Below are 24,958 nucleotides of genomic sequence, written 5' to 3' on the forward strand. Positions count from 1 at the left end.
GCCGGCTCAGCCCCGGCCTGCGCCGGCCCCGTCCGCCTGCCCGGCCAGCCCGTCGAGCGCCAGCGGCAGCTGGGCCGCCGCGTCCCGCCGGGCGCCCTCGGCGAGGATGGCGCGGTACAGCTGCTCGTGCCGGAGGACGTTGAGCGCCGCGCTGAAGTGGCGCTCCACCCGCCGGCGGCACTCCCGCCGGTCGAGCTCCTTCGCCCGCCAGGCCGCCTCCGCCGCCGCGTCGATGTCCGCGCAGATGATGCCCGTCACCCCGTCCTGGATGACTTCCGGCACCGACCCGTTCCGGAAGGCGATGACCGGCGTGCCCGTCGCCATCGACTCGATCATCACGAGGCCGAACGGCTCCGGCCACTGGATGGGGAAGAGCGTGGCCAGCGCGTCGCGGTAGGCCCGCAGCTTCTCCTCCGTCGGCGGCTGCTGCTTCACCTCCACGTCCAGCCCGCGGAGGCGGGGCCGCACCTCGGCCTCCCAGTACTCCTTCTCCAGCTGCTCGTTGATCTTCACCACCATGAGCAGCGGCAGCCCGGCGCGGCGCGCGATCTCGATCGCCTGCGCGGGCCCCTTCTCCGGGTTGATCCGGCCGCAGAAGAGGAGGTACTCCCCCGGCCGGTCGCTGAAGGGGAACGCCGCCGGGTCGATGCCGTTGTGGATGACGGCCGCCTGCACCCCGGCCGGCAGCGTCGACCGCTGGTGATGGCTGATCGCCACGAGGTGCAGCCGCCGCGCGAGCTGCGCGATCATGCCGCGGTTCTCCGGCGTCACCGGCCCGTGGAGCGTGTGCACCACCGGCACCGGCAGCGCCGCGCCGGTGATCGGGCCGAGGAAGGTGTGGTCGTGGATGATGTCGAACTCCCGCCAGCGCTCGTAGGCGGCGAGCACGTGCTGCGCTTCGACGGCCGGGTTGCCGAGCAGCGCTGAAGGCGGCTCCGCGAAGGTGGCCACGAGCCGCGCCTCCGTTCGAGACCCGCCGGCCGCGAACAGCGTCACCTCGTGGCCCCGCCGGGCCAGCCCGTCCGCGAGGTAGCTCACGACCCATTCGATGCCGCCGTAACCCGTCGGCGGGACGGCGAACCACGGCGGCGCAACGATGGCGATCCGCATCGTCTCCATCTCGCACTCCTCGAGGTTCGAATGCACTCCGCCGCGCGCTCCGCTCCCGCGCCGGCCCTTGCGCCCATTCTGCGAACGGTATCTGCGGGACGTCAATATCGCCTCCGGGCCGGCCCCCGGGGCGCTTGCGCGGCCTCAGCCCGGCCAGCGGTCCGTGAGCACTACCGCCGCCTCGCCACGGATGTCTTCGACTTCGACGGCCACGCCGGCGGCGCCGCGCCGGAAGGCGAGGTCGATCGCCGCGCGGCCGAAGCGGAGATTCCGGAGCCGCACCCATTCGACCATCGCCGGCAGGATCGGCCGCGTAACCGCCAGCGCCCGCGGCCCGGCCGGCCGGAAGCCGAGCAGCGTCGTGAGCACGAACGGAAGGCTCGCCGCCGACCACGCCTGCGGACGGGAGGCCACCGGGTACGGCGTCGGCACGAGCCGGAGCTCGCGCGGGTCGCCGCAGTACAGCTCGGGGATGCGGGAGGCGGGAAAGGCGAGCGCGGCCTCGATGAAGTCATCGCCGAGCGCCCGCGCGAGGTCGTCGAACCCCTGCCGCCGCAGCCCGGCGAGCAGGATCGCGTTGTCGTGCGGCCAGACGGAGCCGGTGTGGTAGCCGAGCGGGTTGTAGCCCGCGACCGACGACGCCAGCGTCCGCACGCCCCAGCCGCTGAACAGGTCCGACTGGAACGCCCGGTCGGCGAAGGCCGCCGCCCGCGCCGGGCGCGGCTCGCCGAGCCAGAGCAGGTGGCCCGCGTTCGAAGCCGGCGTCGGCACCGGCACGCGCGCCCGTTCGAGACAGAGCGCGTAGCCGAGGCTGTCGTCGCCGAACCGCTCCTCGATGATGCCCGCGAGCCGCTCCGCAGCTGCCTCCGCCTCGGCGGCCGGCTCGCCCCGCAGCGCGGCCAGCCGCGCGAACGCCCGCAGGCCCGCGAGCGCGTACGCCTGCACCTCGACGAGCGCGATCGGCGGCTCGGCGAGCCGGCCGTCCGGCCAGCGGATGGCGTCGTGCGAATCTTTCCAGCCCTGGTTTTCGAGCCCGCCGGCCGATTCCCGCGCGTAGGCGATGACGCCGCCGTACCGCTCGAGCTCGGCCAGGCACCACCCGGCCGCTGCGCGCAGGGCCGGCCACAGCCCGTCGAGCGCTGCCCGGTCGCCGGTCCAGGCCAAGTACTCCTCCGCGGCCGCGAGGAAGAGCGGCGTCGCGTCCACGCTGCCGTAGTACCGCCCGAATGGCACCTCGCCCAGGTTCGCGAGCTCGCCCCAGCGCAGCTCATGGGGAATCTTCCCCGGCGCGGCGTCGCTCGCCGGGTCGCGCTTCACCGCCTGGTGGCGCGCGAGCACCTCCAGCGCGCCGCGCAGCAGCTCCGGCGCCCACGGCGCGAGGAACATTCCCGTGATGAGGCTGTCGCGCCCGAACAGCGTATCGAACCACGGCACCCCCGCCGCGATGAACTCCGTCCCGTCGACCGATGTCCGCAGCGCCCGGATGTCCAGCAGCGCCCGCTCGACCGCATCGTTCAGCGGTTCGTAATCCGACTGGAACCGGGTGGCCCGCTCGAGGAACTGCCGCTCCTCGCGCTGCACCCGGGCGATGATCTGCGGCAGCGGCTGGCGCTCGGCCGGCGCATCGCCGGCGCTCACGCGAAGGTCGAGGACGACGGTCTCCCGCGGCGCGAGGGTCAGCCGGTAGACGGCGCCGCCCGGGCCCAGCCGCGCCGGCGCCGGGTCGAACCGGACCGCTGTCGTCCGCACCTGGCCGTCGGCGCCGGCGTACCGGTAGCGGAGTGCGCCCCGCGCCGCCTGCACCTCGACGGCCGGCCGCGGCGAGCGGCGCTCGAACCCGCGCACTTCGAAGATGTCCCGGAAATCGGCATCGAGGTCCACCCGCACGTCGAAGGTCTGCGGCTCCGGGTGGTAGTTCGAAATGGTCAGGCTCTCGGCGAGGCCCCGGCCGAGCACGCGCCGCCGCCGGATGAGCAGCGCCCGCGCCGGGACGACCCGGCCGCCCGGGTCCGCCATCGCCGGGTTCGTGAACACCGCCGAGAAGACGGCCCCCGACTGGCTCGCATCGAGCAGGATGGGCGGGACGCCCCCCAGCGTGAGCCGCAGCCGGGAGAGATGGCGCATGTCGCACCGGTAGAGCCCCGTCGCCTCGTGGGCCCCGGCGTCGATATCGCCGCTCGCCAGCGCGACGGCCGAGATGCCCTCGTTCCGGAGGATGACGCAATCCGTGATCGAGCCGGCCGGCTGCGGCTCTTCGCCGACCGGCAGCCAGCCGGGCGCCGGCGCTTCCCGTGTCCTGCTCATGGGCGGTTCGCGGTCATTTTCGCTCCGGTTCCGGCCGCGGTCATCCGCGGCATGCGACGGCGGTGTCGCGAATCAGACCGTGCGCAACGGTATTCGTCATTTGGCCTGCCATAGACCGTAATGGACAATGGGCCGAAGCTCCCGGTACGACGCTGTCGCGCGAGCGGCAGCGGGCCGAATCCGCGAATGCGGAGCGGGGGAACCACGTTCCCGGGGTGAATCCTCCCGCCGGGAGGACGGGCGCTTCCGCCCGAACCCGTCAGCTCACCCCGCAGGCCACGGAAGCGACCCGCTGGAGCCGATTGCGTGTCCCTGCGCACTGCGCGCCCGTTCGAGCGCCCCTCGCTGCCTGCCCTGCCCTCCGCCGCCGACCTCCGGGCGAACCTCGTCGCCGGGATGGTCGCCGGCATCATCGCCCTCCCCCTCAGCATCGCCCTCGCCGTCGCGGTCGGCGTGCCGCCGGTGGCCGGGCTCTACACCGCCGTCTTCGCCGGCGCCGCCGCCGCCATCTTCGGCGGCTCCCGCTACAACATCACCGGGCCCACCGCTGCGCTCGTGCCGCTCCTCAGCCATGTCGTCCTCGTGCACGGGCCCGGCGCCCTGCCGATGGTCGGCCTCATGGCGGGCGTCATCCTGCTCGCCATGGGCGCACTCCGCTTCGGGCGGCTCGTCCGCTACATGCCGGGCACCGTCATCGTCGGCTTCACCGCCGGCATCGCGCTTTCCATCGCTTTCGGCCAGCTCAACGCCTTTCTCGGCGTGACCGGCACGGACCCCGCGCTCGAACACTTCCACGAGCGCACGCTCGACACCATCCGGCACCTCTCGACCGTCGGCCTCACCACGCCGCTCGTCGGCCTGGTCTCGCTCGCCATCCTGGTCGCCTGGCCGCGCGTCGACCGCCGCCTGCCGGCCCCGCTCGTCGCCGTCGTCGCCGTGACTGCCGCGACGTGGGCGCTCGGCATCGATACCCCGACCGTGGCCAGCAAGTACGGCGACCTCCCGCGCGAATTCCCGCGGCCGTCGCTCGGCTTCTTCGATGCCGGCCTCATCATCGACCTCCTCCAGCCCGCAATCGCCGTCGCCATCCTCGGCGGCGTCGAATCGCTCCTGTCCGCGGTCGTCGCGGATGGCATGGCGGGCCAGCGCATCCGCCACGACCCGGACCGCGAGCTGCGCGGGCAGGGCATCGCCAACCTCGTGAGCCCGCTGTTCGGCGGCATCCCCGCCACCGCGGCCATCGCCCGGACGGCCGCGAGCATCCGCGCCGGCGCCACCTCCCGCCTCGCCGGGGTCTTCCACTCGGTCACCGTCCTCGTGCTCACGCTCGCGCTCGGTCCGCTGGCGGGCCACATCCCGATGGCCACCCTCGCGGCCGTCCTGCTCATCACGGCATGGAAGATCGCCGAGGTGCCCGAGGTGGCCCGCATCATCCGCCGCGCCCCGCGCGAGGACGTCCTCGTCCTCGTCGCCACCATCCTCATCACGCTCTTCTTCGACCTCACCTACGCCATCGGCTTCGGCGTTTTCGCTTCGACCATCCTGCTCATCCGCCGCCTCGTGAGCGTGCCTGCCGCTGCCGCCATGCTGCCCGATGCGAACGGCCGCATCGCGCAGGTCTCCGACGAGCTCGGCGCCCTCATCAAGTCCCGTCCCGACATCGATTTCTTCACCGCCCAGGGCCTCCTCTCCTTCCACAGCGCCGCCTCCTTCGAATACCAGCTGCAGGGCGACGCCCACCGCCCGCTCATCCTCCGGATGAAGGACGTCCACCACATCGATACGACCGGGCTCCTCACGCTCGAAGGCATCATCGAGCACCGGAAGCGCCACGGCGGCCGCATCATCCTCACCGCCATCCAGCCGGAAGTCCGCCCCGTCCTCGAGCGGTTCGGCATCATCGACCTCCTCGGCCCCGAAAACGTCTTCGAGCACACGAAGTGCGCCATCCAGAGCATCGACCACCCCGAGCTCCCGCACCCGGAGCGCGGGCACGGCGCTCACGATGCGCCGGGCCTCGCCGCCGCAAGCTGAACCCCCGCGGGTGACACGGCCCCCTCGGAGCTGCCGCGCCGCTTCGCCACGCTGACCGCGGAATCCATACACCGGAGGTCAGCCAGCCGTGGCGCTCACCCTCATCGAAGCCTCGAAGCTCAGCAACGACACCCTCCTCGCCGGCGTCATCGAGACGATCGCGCAGGAAAGCCCCGTCCTCCAGCGCCTGCCGTTCATCGAAATCGTCGGCAACGGCCTCACCTACAACCGCGAAAACCTCCCGCCCGCCGCCAGCTTCTACGACGTCGGCGAGGACTGGGACGAGAGCACCCCCACCTTCACCCAGGCCACCGCCACCCTGAAGATCCTCGGCGGCGACGCCGACATCGATAACTTCCTCAAGGCCACCCGCTCGAACCTCCAGGACCTCGAGGCCGCCATCGTCCAGCTCAAGGCGAAGGCCGTCCAGGCTCTCTTCGATGACACCTTCGTCAACGGCGACGCGACCGCCGACCCGCGCAGCTTCGACGGCATCGACCGCCTCTGCGACCCCGGCCAGGCCGTCTCCATGGGCCCGAACGGCGCCACCCTCACCCTCGCGAAGCTCGACGAGCTCATCGACCGGGTCCGCGGCGGCAAGCCCGACCTCCTCCTCATGAGCCGGCGCTCCCGCCGCACGCTCAACGAGATCGCCCGCGCCTCCGGCGGCTTCCTCGAAGCCGACCGCGACGAGTTCGGCCGCATGGTCCAGTACTACGACGGCATCCCCATCGGCATTTGCGACTACATCGCCGACGACCAGTCCGTCGGCACCAGCGACGACTGCAGCACCATCTACGCCATGCAGTTCGGCGAAGGCGGCCTCGCGGGCCTCACGGCGCCCGGCGGCCTCGCTGTCGAACGGGTTGGCAGCCTGGAGACGAAGGACGCGAGCCGCATCCGCGTGAAGTGGTACGCCGGCCTGGCGCTCTTCAACGCAGTCAAGCTCGCGAAGCTGGTCGGCGTCCGGCCGTAGCCCGGCGCTTCGGCCCCCGGGGGAGGCGGCGCCGCTCAGGCTGCAAGCCGGTGGCGGCCCGCCTCCTTCGCGCGGTAGAGCGCCCGGTCGGCCGCCTCGTAGGTGGCGGAGAGCGCATCCAGCGGCCGGTCCTCCGGCGCCTCCTGCCACGGCGCGAACCCGCCGCTCACCGTCACCCGCAGCTGCTGCTCCCGGCTCACCGCCACCGGCTCGCGCGACACCTCCCCGATGCAGCGCAGGGCCGCCTCCCGCGCTTCCCCTGCCGGCACGGTGAAGAACACGGCGAACTCCTCCCCGCCGATGCGGCCGACGACCCCCGCCTCCCCCACCGCCGCCTCCAGCCGGCGGGCCACCTCCCGCAGCACCACGTCGCCCGCCGGGTGCCCGTACGTGTCGTTGATCTGTTTGAAGTAGTCGATGTCGAAGATGGCGATCGCCGTCGGCGTGTGGACGGCCGCCTGGTGGAACCACGCCCGCCGGTTGAGCGCCCCCGTCAGCGCGTCGTGGTTCGCGAGGTACTCCGCCTCCACCCGCAGCCGGTCCAGCTCCTGCGCCTGCTCCTCCAGCGCCAGCGCGTTCGCCCGGAGCACTTCCATCGCCTCCGCCATCTCTTCCTCGGCCCGCACGATGTCGGTGATGTCCCGCGCCACGATGTAGCTCTCGTCCTCCGTCACTGCCGAGGCATTGAACGAGACCCACCGCCAGCTCCCGTCCGCGTGCCGGAACCGCCCCCGCAGGTCGTGCGCGTCGCGGCCCTCCAGCACCGCCTGCGCCCGCGCGATCTGCGCCCCCCGCTCCTCCGGGTGGACGAAGTGCCAGAGGCTCTGGCCGAGCAGCTCCTCCGGCTTCCAGCCCAGCGTCCGCTCCCAGGCCGGGCTCACCCGCTTGAACCGGCCCTTCGCCGTGACGATCGCCAGCATGTCCAGCGAATACTCGAACAGCCGGTCGCGGTCCCGCTCGGCTGCCCGCTCCGCCGTCACATCGCGCCCAATGAAGACGAACCCCGCCGGCCGGTCTCCTTCGGCTGCGGGCAGCGCCGAGATCGCCACCCACACCTGCAGGTAGCGCCCGTCCGGCCGCCGGTAGCGCCACTCCCGCTGGACGTTTCCTCCCGGCGGGAGCAGTTCGACGAGCCCCCGGAAGCCGCGGCCGGTGCCCTCGGACTCCAGCTCCTCGATCGTCGCCAGGGCGAGCAGCTCCGCCGCCGGCCGGCCCAGCAGCGCCTCCGCCGCCGGGTTCACCCGCGTAATCCGCCCCCGGCCGTCCGTCGCGATAATCGCCAGGCCCGTCCCGTCGACCAGCGCGTTCTGGAACGCCAGCGCCTCCGCCAGCTCCTGCGTCCGCCGCTCGGCCAGCCCCTCGGCCCGCCGCTTCCACGTCTGCAGCAGCCACGCAATCGCCGCGCCGAGCAGCGCCAGCAGCACCCCGGCCCCGGCCGTCACATCCGCCAGCGCCGCATTCGCGCGGGGAAACGCCGCCCCGGGCCGCACCTCCAGCCGCATCACCCGGCCGCCCAGCACCACCCGCCGCACCTCCGATTCCCTGCCCGCCGGGCCGCCCGTCGCGAACAGCGGCCCGCCGCCCGCCGTCCCGTCATCGAAGACGGCAATCTCCACCTCCGGCGCGAGCGACCCCAGCGCGCCCCGGTAGAACTCGTCCTGCGAAAACACGGCGAACACCCAGCCGACGGTCGCCGCCGCCCGGCGCTCCGGCTCCAGCGGCACCGGCCGCTCCCCGTACACCGGCACGAAGAGGATGAACCCCGGCGCGCCGTCGCGCACGAGCTTCACGGTCGACGTCATCTGCATCGCGCCCGAGGCCGCGGCCGTCAGCGCCGCCTCCCGCTGCGCCGGAGCGCCATCGAAGCGCAGCCCCAGCGACGTCCGGTTCGGCTCCAGCGGCTCGACGAACTGCACCACCCACGCCGCCCCTCCCGGGGCCGGCGCGAACCCCGGCACGTGGTGGACCTCCACCGGGCTGCCCCCGGGCCCCAGCGTCGCCGCGAACGCATCCAGCTCGCGCTCCGGCACCACCGCCGCGAACCCGATCGACCGGAAGCCCGGGTACCGCTGCTGCACCCGCATCCCTTCGATGAAGCCCCGCCACTCCGCCGCATCCACCTCCCGCGAGGCCCCGAAGAGCGAGGCGCCCGCCAGCAGCACGTCTTCGTACGCCGCCAGCTTCGCCTCCAGCCGCCCGGCGGCCTGCCGCGCTTCGCCCTCCAGCCGCGCGCGGTCATCCCGGGCGCCGTCCGCCCGGAGCTGCGCCGTCAGCAGCGCCGTGCCCGCCAGCCCGAGCACCATCACCGCTGCCGGCAGCAGCGGCCACCGCCCGGCCCGGCGCGCCATCGCCTGCAGCAGCCCCGTTCGCACGCGCTCCCCTCCCGCGGAGCGATCGCTCCGCCTCTTTCCTTCACTATCGGTGCGGAAACGCCCCGCTGGAGTGCCATTTCGCGCTCCGCCGTGCGTGCAATCCGCGGCACCTTCGGACCATGCCCCTCCCCCTCCTCCGCGCCTACCAGCGCCGCGTCTTCCACCCCCTCTGCCGCGGGCTCCTCCACGCCCGGCACGAGCAGTTCACCCTCCTCATGCCCCGCCAGTCCGGCAAGAACCAGCTCGCCGCCGCCCTCGTCACCGCGCTCCTCCTCGCCCACGCCCGCCGCGGCGGCAGCATCGTCCTCTGCGCGCCCACGTTCCACCCCCAGGCCGCCATCAGCCTCGAACGCACCCGCGCCGTCCTCGAACCGCTCGCCCGCCGCGCCCGCCTCCAGCCGCGCTTCGACGACCACCGCATCCGCTGCGGCAACGCCGTGGCCGTCTTCCTCTCCGCCTCCGGCCAGGCCCAGGTCGCCGGCCACACCGCCAGCATCGCCCTCTTCGCCGATGAAGCCCAGGACATCGACCCCGACTGGTTCGACCGCCAGTTCCGCCCCATGGCCGCCTCCACCGGCGCCCCCGCCCTCCTCTTCGGCACCCCGTGGGACGGCGAATCCCTCCTCGAACGCGCCATCGCCCGCAACGCCGGCCGCACCGCCGCCGGCGTCCCCCTCCACTACACCGTCACCTGGCAGGAGGTCGCCCGCGAAGTGCCCATCTACGGCCAGTACGTCGAACGCGAACGCCAGCGCCTCGGCGCCCAGAACCCCCTCTACCTCAGCCAGTACGAACTCCTCGCCTCGCGCGCCAGCGCCAGCCTCCTCAGCGCCGAAGCCCTCGAACGCCTCCGCGGCAGCCACACCCTGCTCGAAAGCCCCCGCCACGGCGAACGGTACGTCGCCGGGCTCGACCCCGCCGGCGAAGGCGCCGATGCCACCGTCCTCGCCATCGGCCGCATCGAACCCGGCCAGCGGCTCGAGATTGTCGCCCTCGAACGGTGGCAGGCCGGCGACCTCGCCGGCTTCGCCCCGCGCGTCGCCAGCATCGCCGCCCGCTGGGGCCTCGAACGGCTCGCCATCGATGCCACCGGCCTCGGCCAGCCGCTCGCCGCCGCGCTCGAACCCCGCCTCGGCCGCGCCCTCCTCCCCGTCAGCTTCACCGTGCAGACGAAGAGCGCCCTCGGCTGGGAGCTCATCGCCGCCGCCGAGACCGGCCGGCTCAGCCTGCCCGCCGGCGACACCGGCGACCCGGACCTCCGCGCCTGCTGGGACGAACTCCGCGCCTGCCGGCGGAGCCTCCGCATCGGCGGCATCCTCCACTGGGCCGCGCCCCCCGGCCGCCACGACGACTGCGTCGCCGCCCTCGCCCTCGCCCTCCACGCCGCCGCGAACCTCCCCTCGCCCCGCACCGCCCGCGGGCGCCGCGCATAGCGCGCTGCGCGCTGGCCGCGGCTTCGCCGCCGAGGGCAGCGGCTGACGCCGCTGGTGGCCGCGGCTGACGCCGCCGAGGGCCGCGGCTTCGCCGCCGGTGGCAGGCCGCCTTCGGCGTCCCGCTGGCTGAAACCAACCACCGCGCCAGCGCCACCGGGCGCAGCCCGCCACCGCACAGCGCCACCGCGCAGCGCCACCGGGCGCAGCCCGCCACCGCGCAGCGCCCGCGCGCCAGCGCCACCGCGCACCGCCCCCTACTCGCTCTTGAGCGACTCGATGAGCGCCGCGAGCTTCGCGCTCAACCGCTCGACGCGTTCACTCAGTTCCGGATATTCGCCCGGCTCGAAGGCGTTGCACTCGTGGCAGACCAGGAGCCAGTAGTCCAGCTCGAACAGCGAACCCCGCGCGACGCCCACGAAACTGGCGAAATCGCGGCGTGTTCTCCGTCCCCGCCCCTCTGCGATATTTGCCGGCACCGACCATGCCGCCCGCAGCAGCTGGCTCCGCAGCTCCGGCCGCCGCCGCAGCTCCGGCCGCTCGGCCAGCGCCATCACATCCTGCGCAATCTGGTGGGCCCGCTGCCACACCTCCAGCTGCCGGTACGGAAGCGGCACCCGCGCATCCTCCGCCGGACGGCGCTGCCGTGCAAGGGCTGCGGCTTCGCCGCCGGTGGCAGCGGCTTCGCCGCCGAGGGCAGCGGCTTCGCCGCTGGTGGCAGGCCGCCTTCGGCGTCCCGCTGGCCTGTACCATCCCGCGCGAAGCGCCACCGGGCGCAGCCCGCCACCGCGAAGCGCCCGTGCGCCAGCGCCACCGGGCGCAGCCCGCCACCGCGCAGCGCCCGTGCGCCAGCGCCACCGGGCGCAGCCCGCCACCGCGAAGCGCTGTCGCGATGGCAGCGGCTTCGCCGCTGGTGGCAGGCCGCCTTCGGCGTCCCGCTGGCCTGTACCATCCCGCGCGAAGCGCTACCGGGCAGCGCCACCGCGCAGCGCCACCGGGCGCAGCCCGCCACCGCGAAGCGCCACCGCGAAGCGCCAGCGCGCAGCCCGCCACCGCGCAGCGCCACCGCGCAGCGCCACCGCGAAGCCCCGCCCTCTAACAAATTTCCTACTGACACGCATCAGGGGTTTCCCGTATTCTCCCCGTGGTGTTCACTATCCATTCCCCTACCGTGGGGAAGAGTGACGCCGGCGTCGCAGCCCGGTGGCGGCGCAGGAACAGCCAGGGAACCCGTCCGCATTCACCCGGGGCGTGAGCGGCGCAACATCACCAGGAGGCCCGAACGAACCAGCAGCAATCCGAAGTGGGGGTCACGAAGCGCCGGGGAGGAATCAGCGCTCGACCACACGACCGCCGGCCAGGGACAGCCGGCTCAGCGAGGACGGAGGAACTATGACTCTCGCACTCTATGGCAAAAGCCGAAGGCGGCAGGGCGCCCTCATCACCGCCGCCCTGCTCGCCGTCATCATCGCGTCCATCGGCGCGCTCAGCATCATCACCGGCGCCTTCGCGCACCACAACACCTACAGCACCAACGCCACGTGCTCCGGCTGGACCGCCACGGCGAATTACGTTGGCGGCAGCAGCAAAGTGCTGGTCGTGATGGACAACGTCGTGATCGGCGGCCAGTCGTACCAGGGCAGCTGGAGCTCCGGCTTCGCCACCGGCAGCGGGACGTCCGGCGGCGTGCTCCAGTATTCGGGCGGTCAGATCGACGGCCGCACGCTTCCGAACAGCGGCACGGGCGCCATTACCAATCTCACCAACGTGTGGTACTGGTACGGCGTCGACAATGAACGAATAGACCCGAATGACTCGACTTCGCCCTACGCCGTGATTTTTAACCGCAGCGGCAATTGGCCCGCCGGCTCCTTCTCTGGCCGCATCCTGCTGTACTACCAGGGCAACAACAACACGTGGAGCTACTCCCACGCCGACAGCATCACTCCCGACCCGAACGACCGCGGCACGATTACGGCGCCAACTCAGCCCTCGAACTGCGCGACGATCATTATCAAGAAGGTCGTCGCCGGCCAGGGGGCACCCTCGGGGGCGACCTTTGACTTTACTGTGAGAGACCTCGGCCTCAAACAGGACGTCGCTACGGTGACCGGCATCACCGGCGGCGGCTCCTCGTCGGTCAAGGTCACCGTCGATAACGGCGGCAGCGGCGGCGACAACGACGACTTCCGGGTTACAGAAACCGACCCCGGAATCGGCTGGGCCACCAAGCACTACATCAAGAGCGGTTCGTCCGTGGACTGCAGCAAGGTCAAGGACAGCGACTGGAAGAATGGCCGAACCGCTGACGGCGGCGACCTCAATAACCTCGATAGCGGCGACTCGGTAACGGTCTGCTTCCTCAACACCTACACGCCGCGCACGGTCAAGATCCAGGTCCACAAGTACACCCCGTCCCAGGGGCAGGGGCAGGACTGGCAGAACGTCGGCAAGGGGCAGGGCACGTACGAGTACACCCTCTACCTCGACAATAACGGCGTGAAGGGCGCGGCCATCAGCGGCTCGTTCGGCCACCTCACCCCCAGCGTCGGCTTCGCGCCTCAGACCGTCTGGATCACCGAAACCAACACCGGCGGCCTGCAGTTCTACGGCTGGTTCCTGCCGGAGAACCACAGCAGCGGCAACCCGCAGTGCAACCAGCTCCCGGCGACCTGGGAAGACGGTGACAAGTTCGGGCAGGGCCAAAACGAAGGCACCGCCTACACCAGCGTCGACCTGAAGATTCCGTACGAATATTTTGTCGACACCCCGGGCGATCAGACGGGCGTCTACCACATCTGCGCCTACAACAAGCCGCAGTCCGGCACCCTCATCGTCGGCAAGGTGAAGGATCCCACCGCCGGGGTGCCCGCCGCGGACGGCTCCCAGTTCTCCGGCACGGCCACCAACCAGGGCAACGCCGCTGTCCACAACTGGGGCGCCATCACCTTCGGCGCCTTCTCCACCATCAGCAACATCCCGGCCGGCACCTACACCCTCAGCGAAACCGGCACCCAGAACGGCTGGACGCCGTACGGCTGGGCCGCCGGCTCGCTCAACCAGCAGGGCCAGCCCACCTGCCCCGCAGAAAAGACCAGCTACACCGCCGGCAATCCGCTGACCAACGTCCAGGTCAATGCGAATGAGACGAAGGTCGTCTGCGTGATGAACACGAAGACGGCCCAGGTGCCGACCATCGATAAGCAGAAGGCCACCGAGGGCTACACCGGCGGATACGCCTACTGGGAGATCATCGTCAACAACCCCGAGAACATCGCCCAGACGGTGAAGATCAACGACGTCGACGTGACATTCGTCTCCGTCACCGGCGGCACCTGCTCCGATAGCGACTTCTCGGACAACGAAATCACCTGCTCGGTCAACGCGAACAGCACGCTCGAGGTCAAGGTCAAGAAGCAGATCACCACGACCTGCCGCGAGCAGACCATCCGGAACACCGCGACGGTCTACCTGGTCCCGCCGACTGGCGGAAACCCGGTCCTCATCGGCACCGCCGGCAACAGCAACGACACCGAGTACACCATCCCCGCCGACACCTCGCAGTGCGGCCTCCCGTCCATCCGCAAGGAGGCCAGCCAGAGCTTCCAGGACAACGAAGTCTCGGATCCCGCCAACGTCGCCTGGGTCGTCACTGTCACCAACCCCAACGGCACGAACGGCACCACGCGCACCGTCTGGATCAAGGACGCCAACGTCACCGTCACCAGCGGCCCGAACTACACCGTCGGCGCCAGCTGCACCATCCCGTCCGGCAGCAGCTTCCAGCAGGAGCTCACCGGAACGACCGGCGTCCAGTGCACCATGCCCGCCGGCTCCAGCTTCACCTTCACCGTGAAGCCCAGCCCGGCCCCGCAGCGCACCTGCGAGAACCAGGTCTTCACCAACACGGCCTACCTCTACATGTCCAACGGGGAGCTCGTGGGCAAGATCGGCGAGGCCAGCTCCAGCATCACCCTCCAGGGCAATCCCGAGCTGTGCACCCGCAAGGTCAAGGTCTGCAAGGTCGTCGAGAACAACAACGACGGCATCCGCAAGACCAACCAGTCGTTCACCTTTGAGGTGACTTACGGCTACGGCTCGGAGGCCCAGTACGTCACGCTCACCGTGGACGAGGGCGGCGACGGGGAAGTCTGCAAGGAGGTCACCGTCCCGGCCAACGCCACGGTCACCGTCATCGAAACGGGCGCGCCCACTGGCTGGAACCACGCCGCCGGCTACCCAAAGTACGCCATCAATGACGGCAGCCAGTCCTCGGGCAACAGCGCCCAGCTGCAGCCCCCTGCCAGCCCGGGCGGCCCGAACAAGGTGACCTTCTACAACAAAGAGAAGGTCGTGAAGAACGTCACCTTCTCCAAGTACATCTGCGATACCTTCGGCGACGTGCCGCGGAACGAAGGCCCCGGCGGCCAGGACGACACCGGCAAGAACGTCTTCGGCGGCGGCGGCCTCAACGGCCTCCTCGGCCCCAAGGGCCCGTCGAATGACAGCGCGCCCGTCACGCCGAACAACGACAACCGCGGCAACTGCGCCCTCGCCACCACCCCGTGGACCTTCAACCTCTGGACCAGCAACCGGTCCAACGGCTTCGGCGGCACCCTCCTGCAGACGGTCACCGTGACTGGCTCGCAGTCGGTCGCGCTGGACGACGATGTCATCCAGCACATGCAGCAGCAGGGCAACACCCTCGGCGTCTACGTCGAGGAGGTCTACCAGGCCGGCTACGCCTTCGGCGCGCTGAAGTGCTACACCGATCACCTGAACGACGACAACTGGGAGTGGATCGACCCGTCCGCGCTCCAGGAGCAGGGCGAAATCCACTGCATCGCCTACAACGTCAAGATCACGCCGCCGAAGCTCACCGTGAAGAAGGTGACGAAGGCCGCCGACGGCACGACCATCCAGTCGTCCGACCAGTTCTCCTTCACGGTCCAGCCGAACACCGGCGTCAGCCCGGCGAGCTTCTCGCTCGACACCGACCCGAACACGGGCACGGTGACTGACACACAGGCCGTGACGCTGCCCGCCAGCTCGGCCTCCGGCGGCGTGACCTACACCATCACCGAGACCGCCCCGGCGAGCTGGCTGCTCCAGTCCGTGGTCTGCCAGGACGCGCAGGGCAACCCCGTCCAGGCGACCGTCAACCTCCAGGCCGGCACCGCCCAGGTCACGCTCCAGACCGGCGGCGTCGCCGCTGCCGCCAGCGACGTGACCTGCACGTTCACGAACGCCCAGCGCAAGGGCACCATCATCGTCCATAAGGTCTACCCCGAGGGCTTCACGCCCGACGGCGCGACCTTCTCGGGCTCGCTGACGAGCCAGGCCGAAGACGTCACCTGGGGCCCGCTCGCCGTCGGGGGCCAGCAGGCCATTGAAGTGCCCGCAGGTGGCTATACCGTCACCGAAGAATCGGAGGTCGGTTATGAGCTCGTGGGCATCGGCTTCTCGGCGCAGGCCGCCTGCAACCCCGATAGTGCTGTGACTGCCCTGTCGGTCGACGACGTCCCCGGCTTCTACGTAAATGTCGGGCCAGGTGAAACGAAGGACGTTTACGTCTGCAACCGGCCGATGGGCACCGTCGTCATCGTCAAGTACGAGAACGTCCCGCCGGCGACGGCCCAGTCGTGGAACTTCACCGGCACGGTGCCTTCGCTGCCGGTCTCGCTCTCGACGACCGGGACGACGAATTCCGTCGGCACGGCGAGCACGACCATCCTGAACGTGCCTGTCGGCACCTACTCCATCGCTGAGACCGAGGGCCGGCGCGCGTGCACCGCCGGCACCACCTCCAGCGACTGGGAGACCCGCGGCCTCGTCCAGGTCGGCGGCTCGCTGCCCGGCGCTGGCGCCGTGAACGCGGCCCCGATCGTCTCCAACGGTTCGCTCAGCGTCCCGGTCCAGGCCGGCCAGACGACCTACGTGGTCTTCGGCAACATCGGCTGCGGGTCGGTCCTCTCGGCGGCGAACCTCGTCGTCAACAAGTTCAGCGACCCGTTCGCGAACTTCTCCGGCACCACGCCGCTCAGCGGGTGGACGATCACCATCACCGGCACGGCCGGGACGGCGAACGGTCAGACCTTCACGGCGACGACCGACGGCGCCGGCCAGGCCTTCTTCCTCGGCATCCCGGACGGCACCTACACCGTCTGCGAGACGCTCCAGCCGGGCTGGCAGAACGTCGGCTCGAAGTACAACACCATCAACCAGGCGGGCCTCTGCCGCACGGGCATCACGGTCAACCTGAATGAGACCGCGACGGTCAACTTCTACAACCAGCCGCGCGTGACCATCCGCGTCCAGAAGACGCTGAGCGTCATCGGCTTCACTTCGCCCGGCGCGGGCTGGCAGTTCACGCTGACGGGCTGCGGGATCACGCAGCAGCAGGGCACGACGAACCAGCAGGGCGTCGTCGAATTCACCGACCTGCCGCCGGCGATCGGGTGCAGCTACACGGTGACGGAGACGGTGCAGTCCGGTTGGACGCCGCAGTTCGTCTCGCAGACGGCGCAGCCGACGCAGGGCGGGCAGGTGGTGACGCTGACGTTCCTGAACATCCGGGACTTCAACCCGCCGTGCGTGGACCCGAACGACCCGCGCTGCGTGCCGCCGCCGCCCACGGTGACGCCGACCCCGCCGACGGCCACGCCGACGACGCCGACGGCCACGCCGACGAACACGCCGACGCCGACGGCGACGCCGACGAATACCCCCACCCCGACGCCGACGAACACGCCGGTGACGCAGGTGGCGGGTGAGCGGACGCCGGGTCCGGGCCAGTCGCCGACGCCGCTGGCCCCGGCGACGGGCTTCGGGTTCGGGCAGGGCGAAGGCGGCATGAGCCTGCTGCTCGTGCTCGCCGGCCTGGTCAGCCTCAGCCTCGGTCTCGGGTTCCTCGCCCTCGGCCGGCGCACCAACCGGTAACGCTCCTGCCGGCTGAGGCCGGCGCCAGCACCACCCACCCCGCGGCCCCGGGCACCCGTCCCGGGGCCGCGGCCGTTGGGGGGAGGTTGGAGGTTGGAGGTTGGAGGTTGGAGGTTGAAGGTTGGAGGTTGGAGGTCGGAGGTTGGAGGTTGGAGGTTGGAGGTTGGAGGTTGGAGGTTGGAGGTTGGAGGTTGGAGGTTGGAGGTTGGAGGTTGGAGGTTGGAGGTTGGAGGTTGGAGGTTGGAGGTTGGAGGTTGGAGGTTGGAGGTTGGAGGTTGGAGGTTGGAGGTTGGAGGTTGGAGGTTGGAGGTTGGAGGTTGGAGGTTGGAGGTTGGAGGTTGGAGGTTGGAGGTTGGAGGTTGGAGGTTGGAGGTTGGAGGTTGGAGGTTGGAGGTTGGAGGTTGGAGGTTGGAGGTTGGAGGTTGGAGGTTGGAGGTTGGAGGTTGGAGGTTGGAGGTTGGAGGTTGGAGGTTGGAGGTTGGAGGTTGGAGGTTGGAGGTTGGAGGTTGGAGGTTGGAGGTTGGAGGTTGGAGGTTGGAGGTTGGAGGTTGGAGGTTGGAGGTTGGAGGTTGGAGGTTGGAGGTTGGAGGTTGGAGGTTGGAGGTTGGAGGTTGGAGGTTGGAGGTTGGAGGTTGGAGGTTGGAGGTTATAGGTTGGAGGTTATTCTCCCTCCCGCCTCCCTTCTCCCGTCTCCCGTCTCCCGTCTCTCGTCTCCCGTCTCCCTCCTCCCTCCTCCCGCTTCCNGCCTCCCTTCTCCCGTCTCCCGTCTCCCGTCTCTCGTCTCCCGTCTCCCTCCTCCCTCCTCGTCCGCTTCCCTCCCACCTCCCACCTCCCAACTCCCAACTCCCAACTCCCAACTCCCAACTCCCAACTCCCACCTCCTATACTCCCCCCATGACCATCCGACATCGGCCTCATCGGCGCGTGGCGCGAACACCGCCGCCCAGCACATCCCCGGCTTCCGGCGCCATCCCCGGCGTGGAGATCGTGGGCGTCGTCAACCGCACGCCCGAGAGCTCCCGCCGCCGTCGCCGACCAGTTCGGCATCCCGCGCGTCTTCGAATCCCCCGAAGCCCTCTGCGGCGACCCCGAAATCGACGCCGTCTGCATCGGCACCTGGCCCTACCGCCATCCGCGACTACACCATCATGGCGCTCGACGCCGGCAAGCACGTCCTCTGCGAAGCCCGCATGGCGATGGACCTGCCCGAGGCGCTCGACATGCTCGCCGCCAGCCAGCGCCATCCCGAACTCGTCGCCCAGCTGGTGCCCGCGCCCTTCGATTTCCGGCTCGGGCCGACCATCACCCGGCTCATCGCCGAGGGCGCCGTCGGCGAAGTCCGCGAAGTCACCGTCCGCGTCCTCAACGGGCAGGGGCTCGATCCGCACGCGCCCCTCCACTGGCGGCAAGCGGCGCGATTACTCCGGGCGCAACGTGCAGACGTTCGGCATCTACGTCGAAATCATCGAACGGTGGCTCGGCCGCCACGCCGGCAGCGTCACCGCCGACGGCGCCATCCTCATCCCGCCGAACGGCGCGACCCCGAAACCGGGCAGCTGCAGCGCCCGTCACCGTCCCCGATACCTACGTCGTCAGCGGCGAACTCGCCCGCGGCGCCCGCATCGTCTACCACCTGAGCACGATGGCCGCCGGCGCCGAGGCGAACGGCATCGCCATCCAGCGGCACGAAGGCCGTCCTCCGCTGGCACCCGGGCGATACCGCCGAACTCGTGCCCTTCGGACAGCCGCACGGCCATCCCATCGAACCCGACCCCGGCACGGACCGCGGCTGGCAGGTCGAAGCCGACTTCATCGCCTCCATCCGCGACGGCGGCGCCCGTGCGGCTCACGAACTTCACCGACGGCGTCGCCTACATGCGCGTCGTCGATGCCGCCCACCGCTCCTGGGAGGAAGGCCGCCGCATCCCCCTCGGGGAGTAGCGGACGCCCCGGGAAGCGGGAACCGGGAGGCGGGAACCGGGAGACGGGAGGCGGGAACCGGGGACAACCTCCAACCTCCCACCTCCAACCTCCCACCTCCAACCTTCAACCTTCAACCTCCACCTCCGCCGCCGGGCGGCGCGCCATCCCCCGCCGGCGACGGCAGCGCCGGCATCCCCCTCCTCCCAGTACCGCCGGCCGAACAGCTCCTCCGCCAGCGCCGCCTCCTCCGCGTCCCGCGGCGTCGCAGCCCGTGCATCGCGAGGCCCAGCACCTCCGCCATTCCCGCAGCCGCGCGGTCGGCCTCGAGCGGCGCCTCCCCCGCCGCCACCACCAGCCGCATTTCGCGCCGCGATGATCGCCTGCGCCCGCGGCGCGCTCGCATTCCTCCCGCCAGAGCGCATCGATCACGTTCCACGCCGCCGCCAGCGGGTCAGCGCTCCCGCGGCCCCCGGCGCGGCCGGCGCCGGTTCGTCTTCTCGCTTCCCGTCGTCACGGGTCGAACCTCGCCCATCCGCGGCCCACCGCGGAGCCCCGCCTGGCACTCCGCGGCACCTGTTGACGACTTGCGGCCGGGCGCCAGCGCGCCATTGGCAGATGCGAACATCCGTTCTACGCTCGGCGGCACAGATTTCGCCCAGGAGGGGCCCGAGATGTCTGGAGCCGCTTCCCCGCCCCGCCGCGCTGCGACGCGCTGCCTGAGCACACGCCGACTACCGCGATACCGGGTGCGATCTCGCGCCGTCGTGCCTCAGCTGCCCGCTCCCGAAGTGCCGGTACGACGAACCCGGCGGCCTCGCCGCCATCGCTCCGCTCCAGCCGGGACGCCGCCATTGCCGACGCCGTGCGCTCGGCGACGGCCTGCCCATCGATGACGTCCGCCGCCATGTTCGGCCTTTCGCGCCGCAGCATCTTCCGGGCGCTCCGCCGCGCCCGCGCACCGCATCACCTCGCAGGTCCGGGCTGACCCGCGCGCACATCCTGGGGAGCAGCGCCCGCGCCGGGCGGGACATCCCCTGCGGGACGCTGCCGGGGAGGAACCCTCCGATAAGACATTCGGCGGGGTTCGCTGTTTACAACGCATCATCCCTGAAAAAGTTATGGTGAACTTTCTGCGCAAACCTCGCCGGCTGCCCCCGGCTGCCGCGCCGGCCGCCGCTGCCGCGTCCGCGGGGGCCGGTTCCGCCCGCCACCCGGCCGCGGTACCGCTGCCAGTGTGGAGCCGCTCATCGGCCACGCCGCCCTCCGCCGCGAGCTCGCGGCCCTCGCCGCCTCCCCCGAGCCGCCGCACGCCCTCCTCTTCGCCGGCCCCGAAAGCACCGGCAGAGCGCTGCTGGCGCGCTACCTCGCCATGCTCCTCAACTGCGAAGCCCTCCACCCCGCGCCGCCCGCCGGCGCCTCCCTTTTCGGCGACGACCTCCCGCCCGCGGCGTCCGCGGCAGCCCCGGGCGAGCCGTGCGGCGCCTGCCGGCCCTGCCGCCTCATCGCCGAAGGCGCCCATCCCGATGTCATCACCGTCGGGCCCGGCGATGCCCTCTGCAAGCCGCGCGACGGCGAATCCCACCCGGCCCACCCCGACTCCGCCGACATCCGCATCTGCCAGGTCCGCGGCATCACCGACCTCGTCGCCCGCTACCCGTTCGAAGCCCGCACCCGCGTCATCATCATCGACCCGGCGGACCGGCTGGCGCTCTACGCCGCGCCCGCCCTCCTGAAGACGCTCGAAGAGCCCCCGGGCCACACCGTCTTCTGCCTCCTCACCGCCGCGCTTACCGAGCGGCTGCTGGAGACGATCATCTCCACGCTGCCGCCGCATCGACGTCCGGCCCGTGCCCCGCGGCGAAATCGAAGCAGGGCTCCTCCAGCGCGGGGTCGAACCCGCGCGCCGCGGCCGAGGCTGCCGCCGCTGCCCGCGGCCGCCCGGGCCGCGCCCTCGCCTTCGTCGCCGAACCCGACCTCCTCGGCGCCCGCGGCCGCATCCTCGAACGCTGCGCCGAGGTCGCTGCTGCCGGCCTGCCCGCCCGCTTCGATTACGCCCGCTCCGCTCGCCGAGCGCTGGCGCGGCGACCAGGCCGCCCGTCCGCTTCGAACTCGAATGCTGGGAAGCCTACTGGGAGGCCGGCCTCCGCGCCGCCGCGGCCCGCGGCGACCGGCCCGCCATCGCCGGCGCCCTCGAAGCCCTCCGCGCCATCGCCGACGTCCGCGAGCACCTCCTCGCCAGCGTCCAGGCCCGCCCCGCGTTCGACCTCATGCTCCTCCGCTTCCCGCGCGGTACACTGGTTTCCAGCACCGAGGAAGAACTCCCGGCCCATGCCTGAACGATTACCGCGCGTCGCCGGCGTGCGGGAGCTCTTCCGAAACGCCGGCAAGATCTTCTATTTCCACGCGGCCGGCCTTCGCCTCGAACCGGGCGAATACGTCGTCGTCGAAACCGTGCGCGGCCCCGAAGTCGCGCGCGTCGTCCATCGCACCCGACCAGGTCGTCGTCGATGAGCTCCCCCGCGACGAGCTCAAGCCGATCCTCCGCCTCGCGACCGAGGCCGACCTCCGCCGGGCCGATGAACTCCACCGGAGGGCACAGGAACTCCTCCCCGAGGCGCGCCGCCTCGGCGAGGAGACCGGGTTTCCCGCCCGCATCGACGCCGCCTCCTTCACCCTCGACGGAAAGCGGCTGACGTTCTCCTTCACCAGCGAAGAGCGCCTCGATTACCGCGAATTCGCCCGCCGCGCCGCTCAGCAGTTCCACGTCAAAATCGAAATGCACCAGATGGGCGCCCGCGACCGCGCCCGCCTTGCCGGCGGCTACGGCATCTGCGGCCGCGAACTCTGCTGCGCCAGCTGGCTCGAGACCTTCCCCTCCATCTCCATCCGCATGGCCAAGCGAGCAGGAGCTCCCGCTCAATCCCCAGAAGATCTCCGGCCTCTGCGGCCGCCTCCTCTGCTGTCTCAGCTACGAAGAAGAAGGTCTACCGCGAAATGCGRRMRMCGCYSCMSMMGMYCGSSCAGSGCTGMAGCMSSSYCMSCKGCSRMKKCWMMSKMGKSSCRSYCARCMTCSKSMMGSSSSMGGYSMCSCYSSKSSYSSRKRGSCRGCGSMYMGMMGKSGSCGRCCGCSRMCTMRSCWSCKWYKYSMGCKSSGMCMSYKCSRSCWMGAKCKYCKCSCGCGCSGCCKWSSMYMSCYCKSSMASMWSCSRKYSCYSYMSGMTGCYCATCGMMSCCRMYGSSKCSRWCSYYKSCRMMRMGMTGCCGCGSCSMSKGTYKCGMRSCMSSMYRYKRMMCSGSRSCMGSMSSCSGMCSKCYGSSYKGCGSCGKCMMCSSCCGSWKCGYCMSCGSSSGSYYSSMSRMMCCRRRRRYSRSGYMGSCGCSGCAKSYYCGCSCCSAGCTTCGCCTTCAGCGTCGCCTGCACGTCGATCTCCGTCAGCACGCCGAAGCCCTGCGCCTTGAGCGCCTCGCGGACTGCCTCCACCGCCTGGTGGAACGGCAGGCCCGTCTCCTTCCGCAGCCCGAATGCCAGCTGTTCGACCGTTGCCGTCATCGCAATCACCTCCTCCTCCTACCGTAGCAGAAGCCGGTGCGCGGCCGTCGGGGGGAGGTTGAAGGTTGAAGGTTGGAGGTTGGAGGTTGGAGGTTGGAGGTTGGAGGTTGAAGGTTGGAGGTTGGAGGTTGGAGGTTGGAGGTTATTCTCCCTCCCTACTCCCGCCTCCCTTCTCCCGCCTCCCGCTTCCCGCTTCCCGCCTCCCGCTTCCCCTACTCCCGGGGCTCGATCAGGCGGAACAGCTCGCCGACCGAATGCGCCTGCTCCACCGGGTGGCGCAGCGGCCGCTCCGGGTGAATCTCGTAGACGTTCCGCCGCCCGACCCGCTTCCGGGTGATGTACCCCGCCTCGACGAGGTCCGCCACGATCCGCTGCGCCGCCCGCTCCGTAATCCCGACCCGCTCCGCCACGTCGCGCAGCCGGATGCCGGGGTCGTTCGCGATGCAGAGGAGCACGTGCCCGTGGTTGGTGAGGAACGTCCACCCCGGCTTCGTCATCGCCGCGTAGCGTAGCCGCCCGGGACTCCGCAGGAAAGGTGCGGCCCCGCTCCTCAGGCCGCGCGGCGGTGCTGGTGGGCCGAACGCAGCTGTTCGCGCAGGAGGGCCGTCGCCGCGAGCGCCTCGATCGCCGCCTGCTTCTTCTGCTCGCGCCGCCGCGCGCGCCGGGCGAGCCGCGAGGCGACCTCGGCGATGACGGCGAAGAACGCCGCGCCCGTCCACGCCAGCGGGGGTTCGAACGCCCCCTGCCAGCCCGCCGCGAGGCAGGCCGCCGCCAGCAGCAGGGCCGGCGCGCAGAACGCCCACGTCCACAGGTGCTTCATGCTTCGAATATCGGCCGCCTGCCCGGCGGCAACAGGTGCGGCTCAGCTGCCCGCCGCGCGCGCCGCCGCGTGCCCGCCCGCAATCCGCCCGAAAACGCAGCCGCGGATGACCGACGACGCCCCCGGGTAGTTGTAGTAGAAGAGCTCGCCCATCGGCTCGCCGGCCGCGTAGAGGCCGGGCATCGGCTGGCCCCGCGTATCCAGCACCCGCGCCGAGGTGTCGCACGCCAGCCCGCCGAAGGTGAACGTGATCCCGCCCGTCACCGGGATGGCGAGGTACGGCGGCGCATCGATCGGCAGCGCCCAATTGCTCTTCGGCGGCCAAATGCCGGCCGTCCGCTTCCCGTCCAGCCGGTCGAGGTCGTACTCGCCGGGCTGCACCGCCGCGTTGAAGGCCGCCACCGTCTCGAGGAAGTTCTCCGCCGGCACGCCCATCTGCCGGGCCAGCCCTTCCAGCGTCGGCGATTCGAGCGGCGGGCCCACCGGCCGCCACGCGCGGGCGAACTCCTCCCGGCCGTACGCCTTCTGGTCGAAGATGCACCACGCCTCGCCGCCCGCCTGCTCCACGATCTGTTTCGAAAACTTCACGTACGTGTGGTCGCGGAAATCCTCGCCCTCGTCGAGGAACCGCCGGCCCTCGCGGTCGACAAAGATGCCCATCTGGTAGTTGTAGAGCGCCGTGACGCCGCATTCGATGCGGGGCGAGCGCGCATCGAGGACCGCCGAGTGGTAATCGCCCCACTGCCCGGCCGGCCGCGCCCCGGCCGCGATCGCCATCAGCAGCCCTTCGCCCGTGTTGTACCGGCTCCCGCGGAGGATGAGCCCGTCGGCGAAGCGGCCCAGGTACCGCACCCGCATCTCCACGTTCGCTTGGAAGCCGCCGCAGGCCAGCACCGTCCCGCCCCGCGCTTCCAGGTCGATGACGCCCTCCGGACCCCGCGCGCGCACGCCCGCGACGGCGCCCGAGGGGTGCAGCAGCAGGTCGAGCGCCGCCGTTTCGTAGCTGACGATGCCGCCGAGCCCGTCCAGCCGCCGGTAGAGCAGGTCGATCAGCCCCTGCCCGCCGGCCTTCGGACTCCGCCGGTAGCCCGCCGTGTGCGGGTAGCCCGGCTCCCACTCCAGCCCGAAGCCCGTCAGCCACTCCGCCGCATCCGCTGCGTTCTCGCAGAGCGTCCGCACCAGCTCAGGGTTCGCCCGGCCGCGCGAAATCCGCATCAGGTCGTCGAACATCTCGTCGGCCGTGTAGCCGCGGTGTCCGAACTCGTCCGGCTCATGGGGGAACCGCATCTGCGCATCCGCGAAGCGGGTGTTGCCGCCGCGGTGCTCCCGCGGCGCCTTCTCGATGAGGATCACCCGCGCGCCCGCCTGCCGCGCGGCGAGCGCCGCCGAGAGGCCCGCGATGCCCCCGCCGACCACCAGCACGTCGGTCTCGTAGGTTGCAGCCGCCCCCGGCGAACCCGCAGCCGTCGGCATGCCGCGGACTCTAGCCCAGGCGGCGAA

At 71.4% G+C, this 24,958-nt stretch carries 14 protein-coding genes, 5 pseudogenes and 1 riboswitch; of the genes and pseudogenes, 11 read left to right on the top strand and 8 right to left on the bottom strand.

The features are described from left to right. Positions 1 to 6 precede the first annotated feature (6 nt). The gene (locus tag O0235_RS07645; protein WP_270057952.1) at positions 7 to 1,119 is read right to left on the bottom strand and encodes a glycosyltransferase family 4 protein; all 1,113 of its coding nucleotides are present in this window, start codon (positions 1,117 to 1,119) and stop codon (positions 7 to 9) included. Between the two features lie 135 nt (positions 1,120 to 1,254). Then, a complete protein-coding gene (locus O0235_RS07650) occupies positions 1,255 to 3,414 on the bottom strand; it encodes an amylo-alpha-1,6-glucosidase (RefSeq protein WP_270057953.1) in 2,160 nt (719 codons plus the stop codon). Positions 3,415 to 3,586: 172 nt separating this feature from the next. Continuing rightward, positions 3,587 to 3,693, top strand: a riboswitch (cyclic di-AMP (ydaO/yuaA leader). Positions 3,694 to 3,720: 27 nt separating this feature from the next. Between O0235_RS07650 and O0235_RS07655 the strand changes: the two genes are divergently transcribed. Both O0235_RS07655 and O0235_RS07660 read left to right on the top strand, forming a co-directional pair. Then, a complete protein-coding gene (locus O0235_RS07655; RefSeq protein ID WP_270057954.1) occupies positions 3,721 to 5,448 on the top strand; it encodes a SulP family inorganic anion transporter in 1,728 nt (575 codons plus the stop codon). An 88-nt stretch (positions 5,449 to 5,536) separates the two neighbouring features. Further along, a complete protein-coding gene (locus tag O0235_RS07660; protein WP_270057955.1) occupies positions 5,537 to 6,424 on the top strand; it encodes a major capsid protein in 888 nt (295 codons plus the stop codon). Between the two features lie 35 nt (positions 6,425 to 6,459). On the opposite strand, the gene O0235_RS07665 is transcribed toward O0235_RS07660, so the two are convergent. Next, the gene (locus tag O0235_RS07665) at positions 6,460 to 8,796 is read right to left on the bottom strand and encodes a sensor domain-containing diguanylate cyclase (protein WP_270057956.1); all 2,337 of its coding nucleotides are present in this window, start codon (positions 8,794 to 8,796) and stop codon (positions 6,460 to 6,462) included. A gap of 119 nt (positions 8,797 to 8,915) precedes the next feature. Here O0235_RS07665 and O0235_RS07670 point away from each other — a divergent pair, with 119 nt between their 5' ends. Further along, positions 8,916 to 10,229, top strand: coding sequence for a phage terminase large subunit family protein (locus tag O0235_RS07670; RefSeq protein WP_270057957.1), 1,314 nt, complete (start codon positions 8,916 to 8,918; stop codon positions 10,227 to 10,229). A gap of 254 nt (positions 10,230 to 10,483) precedes the next feature. Here the strand turns inward: O0235_RS07670 and O0235_RS07675 are convergent, their stop codons facing one another. After that, a complete protein-coding gene (locus O0235_RS07675; protein ID WP_270057958.1) occupies positions 10,484 to 10,843 on the bottom strand; it encodes a four helix bundle protein in 360 nt (119 codons plus the stop codon). A 775-nt stretch (positions 10,844 to 11,618) separates the two neighbouring features. On the opposite strand from O0235_RS07675, the gene O0235_RS07680 reads away from it, so the two are divergent. The 8 genes and pseudogenes from O0235_RS07680 to O0235_RS16255 all read left to right on the top strand — a co-directional run. Further along, positions 11,619 to 17,165, top strand: coding sequence for a prealbumin-like fold domain-containing protein (locus O0235_RS07680; protein ID WP_270057959.1), 5,547 nt, complete (start codon positions 11,619 to 11,621; stop codon positions 17,163 to 17,165). A 121-nt stretch (positions 17,166 to 17,286) separates the two neighbouring features. Next, positions 17,287 to 17,817: a hypothetical protein gene (locus O0235_RS07685; protein WP_270057960.1), complete on the top strand. Its 531-nt coding sequence runs from the start codon at positions 17,287 to 17,289 to the stop codon at positions 17,815 to 17,817. A gap of 264 nt (positions 17,818 to 18,081) precedes the next feature. Further along, positions 18,082 to 18,252, top strand: a pseudogene (locus O0235_RS15765) (hypothetical protein); the annotation flags it as partial. Between the two features lie 2,205 nt (positions 18,253 to 20,457). Further along, positions 20,458 to 20,895 (top strand): annotated as a pseudogene (locus O0235_RS15770) (DNA polymerase III delta subunit-related protein); the annotation flags it as partial. 40 nt (positions 20,896 to 20,935) lie between these two features. Next, entirely contained in the window at positions 20,936 to 21,424 is a 489-nt protein-coding gene (locus tag O0235_RS07690) for a hypothetical protein (RefSeq protein WP_270057961.1), read from the top strand. Continuing rightward, positions 21,417 to 21,599, top strand: coding sequence for a hypothetical protein (locus O0235_RS07695; RefSeq protein ID WP_270057962.1), 183 nt, complete (start codon positions 21,417 to 21,419; stop codon positions 21,597 to 21,599). The genes O0235_RS07690 and O0235_RS07695 overlap by 8 nt, the downstream gene beginning before the upstream one ends. Positions 21,600 to 21,624: 25 nt before the next feature. Further along, positions 21,625 to 21,930: pseudogene (gene ricT, locus O0235_RS16250) on the top strand (regulatory iron-sulfur-containing complex subunit RicT); the annotation flags it as partial. Continuing rightward, positions 21,899 to 22,033: pseudogene (locus O0235_RS16255) on the top strand (hypothetical protein); the annotation flags it as partial. The pseudogenes ricT and O0235_RS16255, both read left to right, overlap by 32 nt. A gap of 23 nt (positions 22,034 to 22,056) precedes the next feature. On the opposite strand, the pseudogene O0235_RS16260 reads toward O0235_RS16255, so the two are convergent. The 4 genes and pseudogenes from O0235_RS16260 to tcuA all read right to left on the bottom strand — a co-directional run bounded on the left by O0235_RS16260 (position 22,057) and on the right by tcuA (position 24,931). Beyond that, a pseudogene (locus tag O0235_RS16260) lies at positions 22,057 to 22,638 on the bottom strand (DUF302 domain-containing protein). Positions 22,639 to 22,850: 212 nt separating this feature from the next. Beyond that, the gene (locus O0235_RS07700; protein WP_270057963.1) at positions 22,851 to 23,135 is read right to left on the bottom strand and encodes a helix-turn-helix transcriptional regulator; all 285 of its coding nucleotides are present in this window, start codon (positions 23,133 to 23,135) and stop codon (positions 22,851 to 22,853) included. Between the two features lie 53 nt (positions 23,136 to 23,188). Further along, complete coding sequence (locus O0235_RS07705) at positions 23,189 to 23,458, bottom strand: hypothetical protein (protein WP_270057964.1); 270 nt, start codon at positions 23,456 to 23,458, stop codon at positions 23,189 to 23,191. A 42-nt stretch (positions 23,459 to 23,500) separates the two neighbouring features. Continuing rightward, positions 23,501 to 24,931, bottom strand: a complete 1,431-nt coding sequence (gene tcuA, locus O0235_RS07710; RefSeq protein WP_270057965.1) for an FAD-dependent tricarballylate dehydrogenase TcuA — start codon at positions 24,929 to 24,931, stop codon at positions 23,501 to 23,503. Positions 24,932 to 24,958: the final 27 nt, after the last annotated feature.

The organism is Tepidiforma flava (assembly GCF_027594505.1).
Taxonomy (GTDB): Bacteria; Chloroflexota; Dehalococcoidia; order Tepidiformales; family Tepidiformaceae; genus Tepidiforma; species Tepidiforma flava.

Bases quoted from the DNA above. Each gene is read 5' to 3' on its own strand.
- O0235_RS07645 (WP_270057952.1), bottom strand. From the start codon at position 1,119: ATGGAGACGATGCGGATCGCCATCGTTGCGCCGCCGTGGTTCGCCGTC.
- O0235_RS07650 (WP_270057953.1), bottom strand. From the start codon at position 3,414: ATGAGCAGGACACGGGAAGCGCCGGCGCCCGGCTGGCTGCCGGTCGGC.
- O0235_RS07670 (WP_270057957.1), top strand. From the start codon at position 8,916: ATGCCCCTCCCCCTCCTCCGCGCCTACCAGCGCCGCGTCTTCCACCCC.
- O0235_RS07680 (WP_270057959.1), top strand. From the start codon at position 11,619: ATGACTCTCGCACTCTATGGCAAAAGCCGAAGGCGGCAGGGCGCCCTC.
- O0235_RS07695 (WP_270057962.1), top strand. From the start codon at position 21,417: ATGCCTGAACGATTACCGCGCGTCGCCGGCGTGCGGGAGCTCTTCCGA.
- O0235_RS07700 (WP_270057963.1), bottom strand. From the start codon at position 23,135: ATGACGAAGCCGGGGTGGACGTTCCTCACCAACCACGGGCACGTGCTC.
- O0235_RS07705 (WP_270057964.1), bottom strand. From the start codon at position 23,458: ATGAAGCACCTGTGGACGTGGGCGTTCTGCGCGCCGGCCCTGCTGCTG.
- tcuA (WP_270057965.1), bottom strand. From the start codon at position 24,931: ATGCCGACGGCTGCGGGTTCGCCGGGGGCGGCTGCAACCTACGAGACC.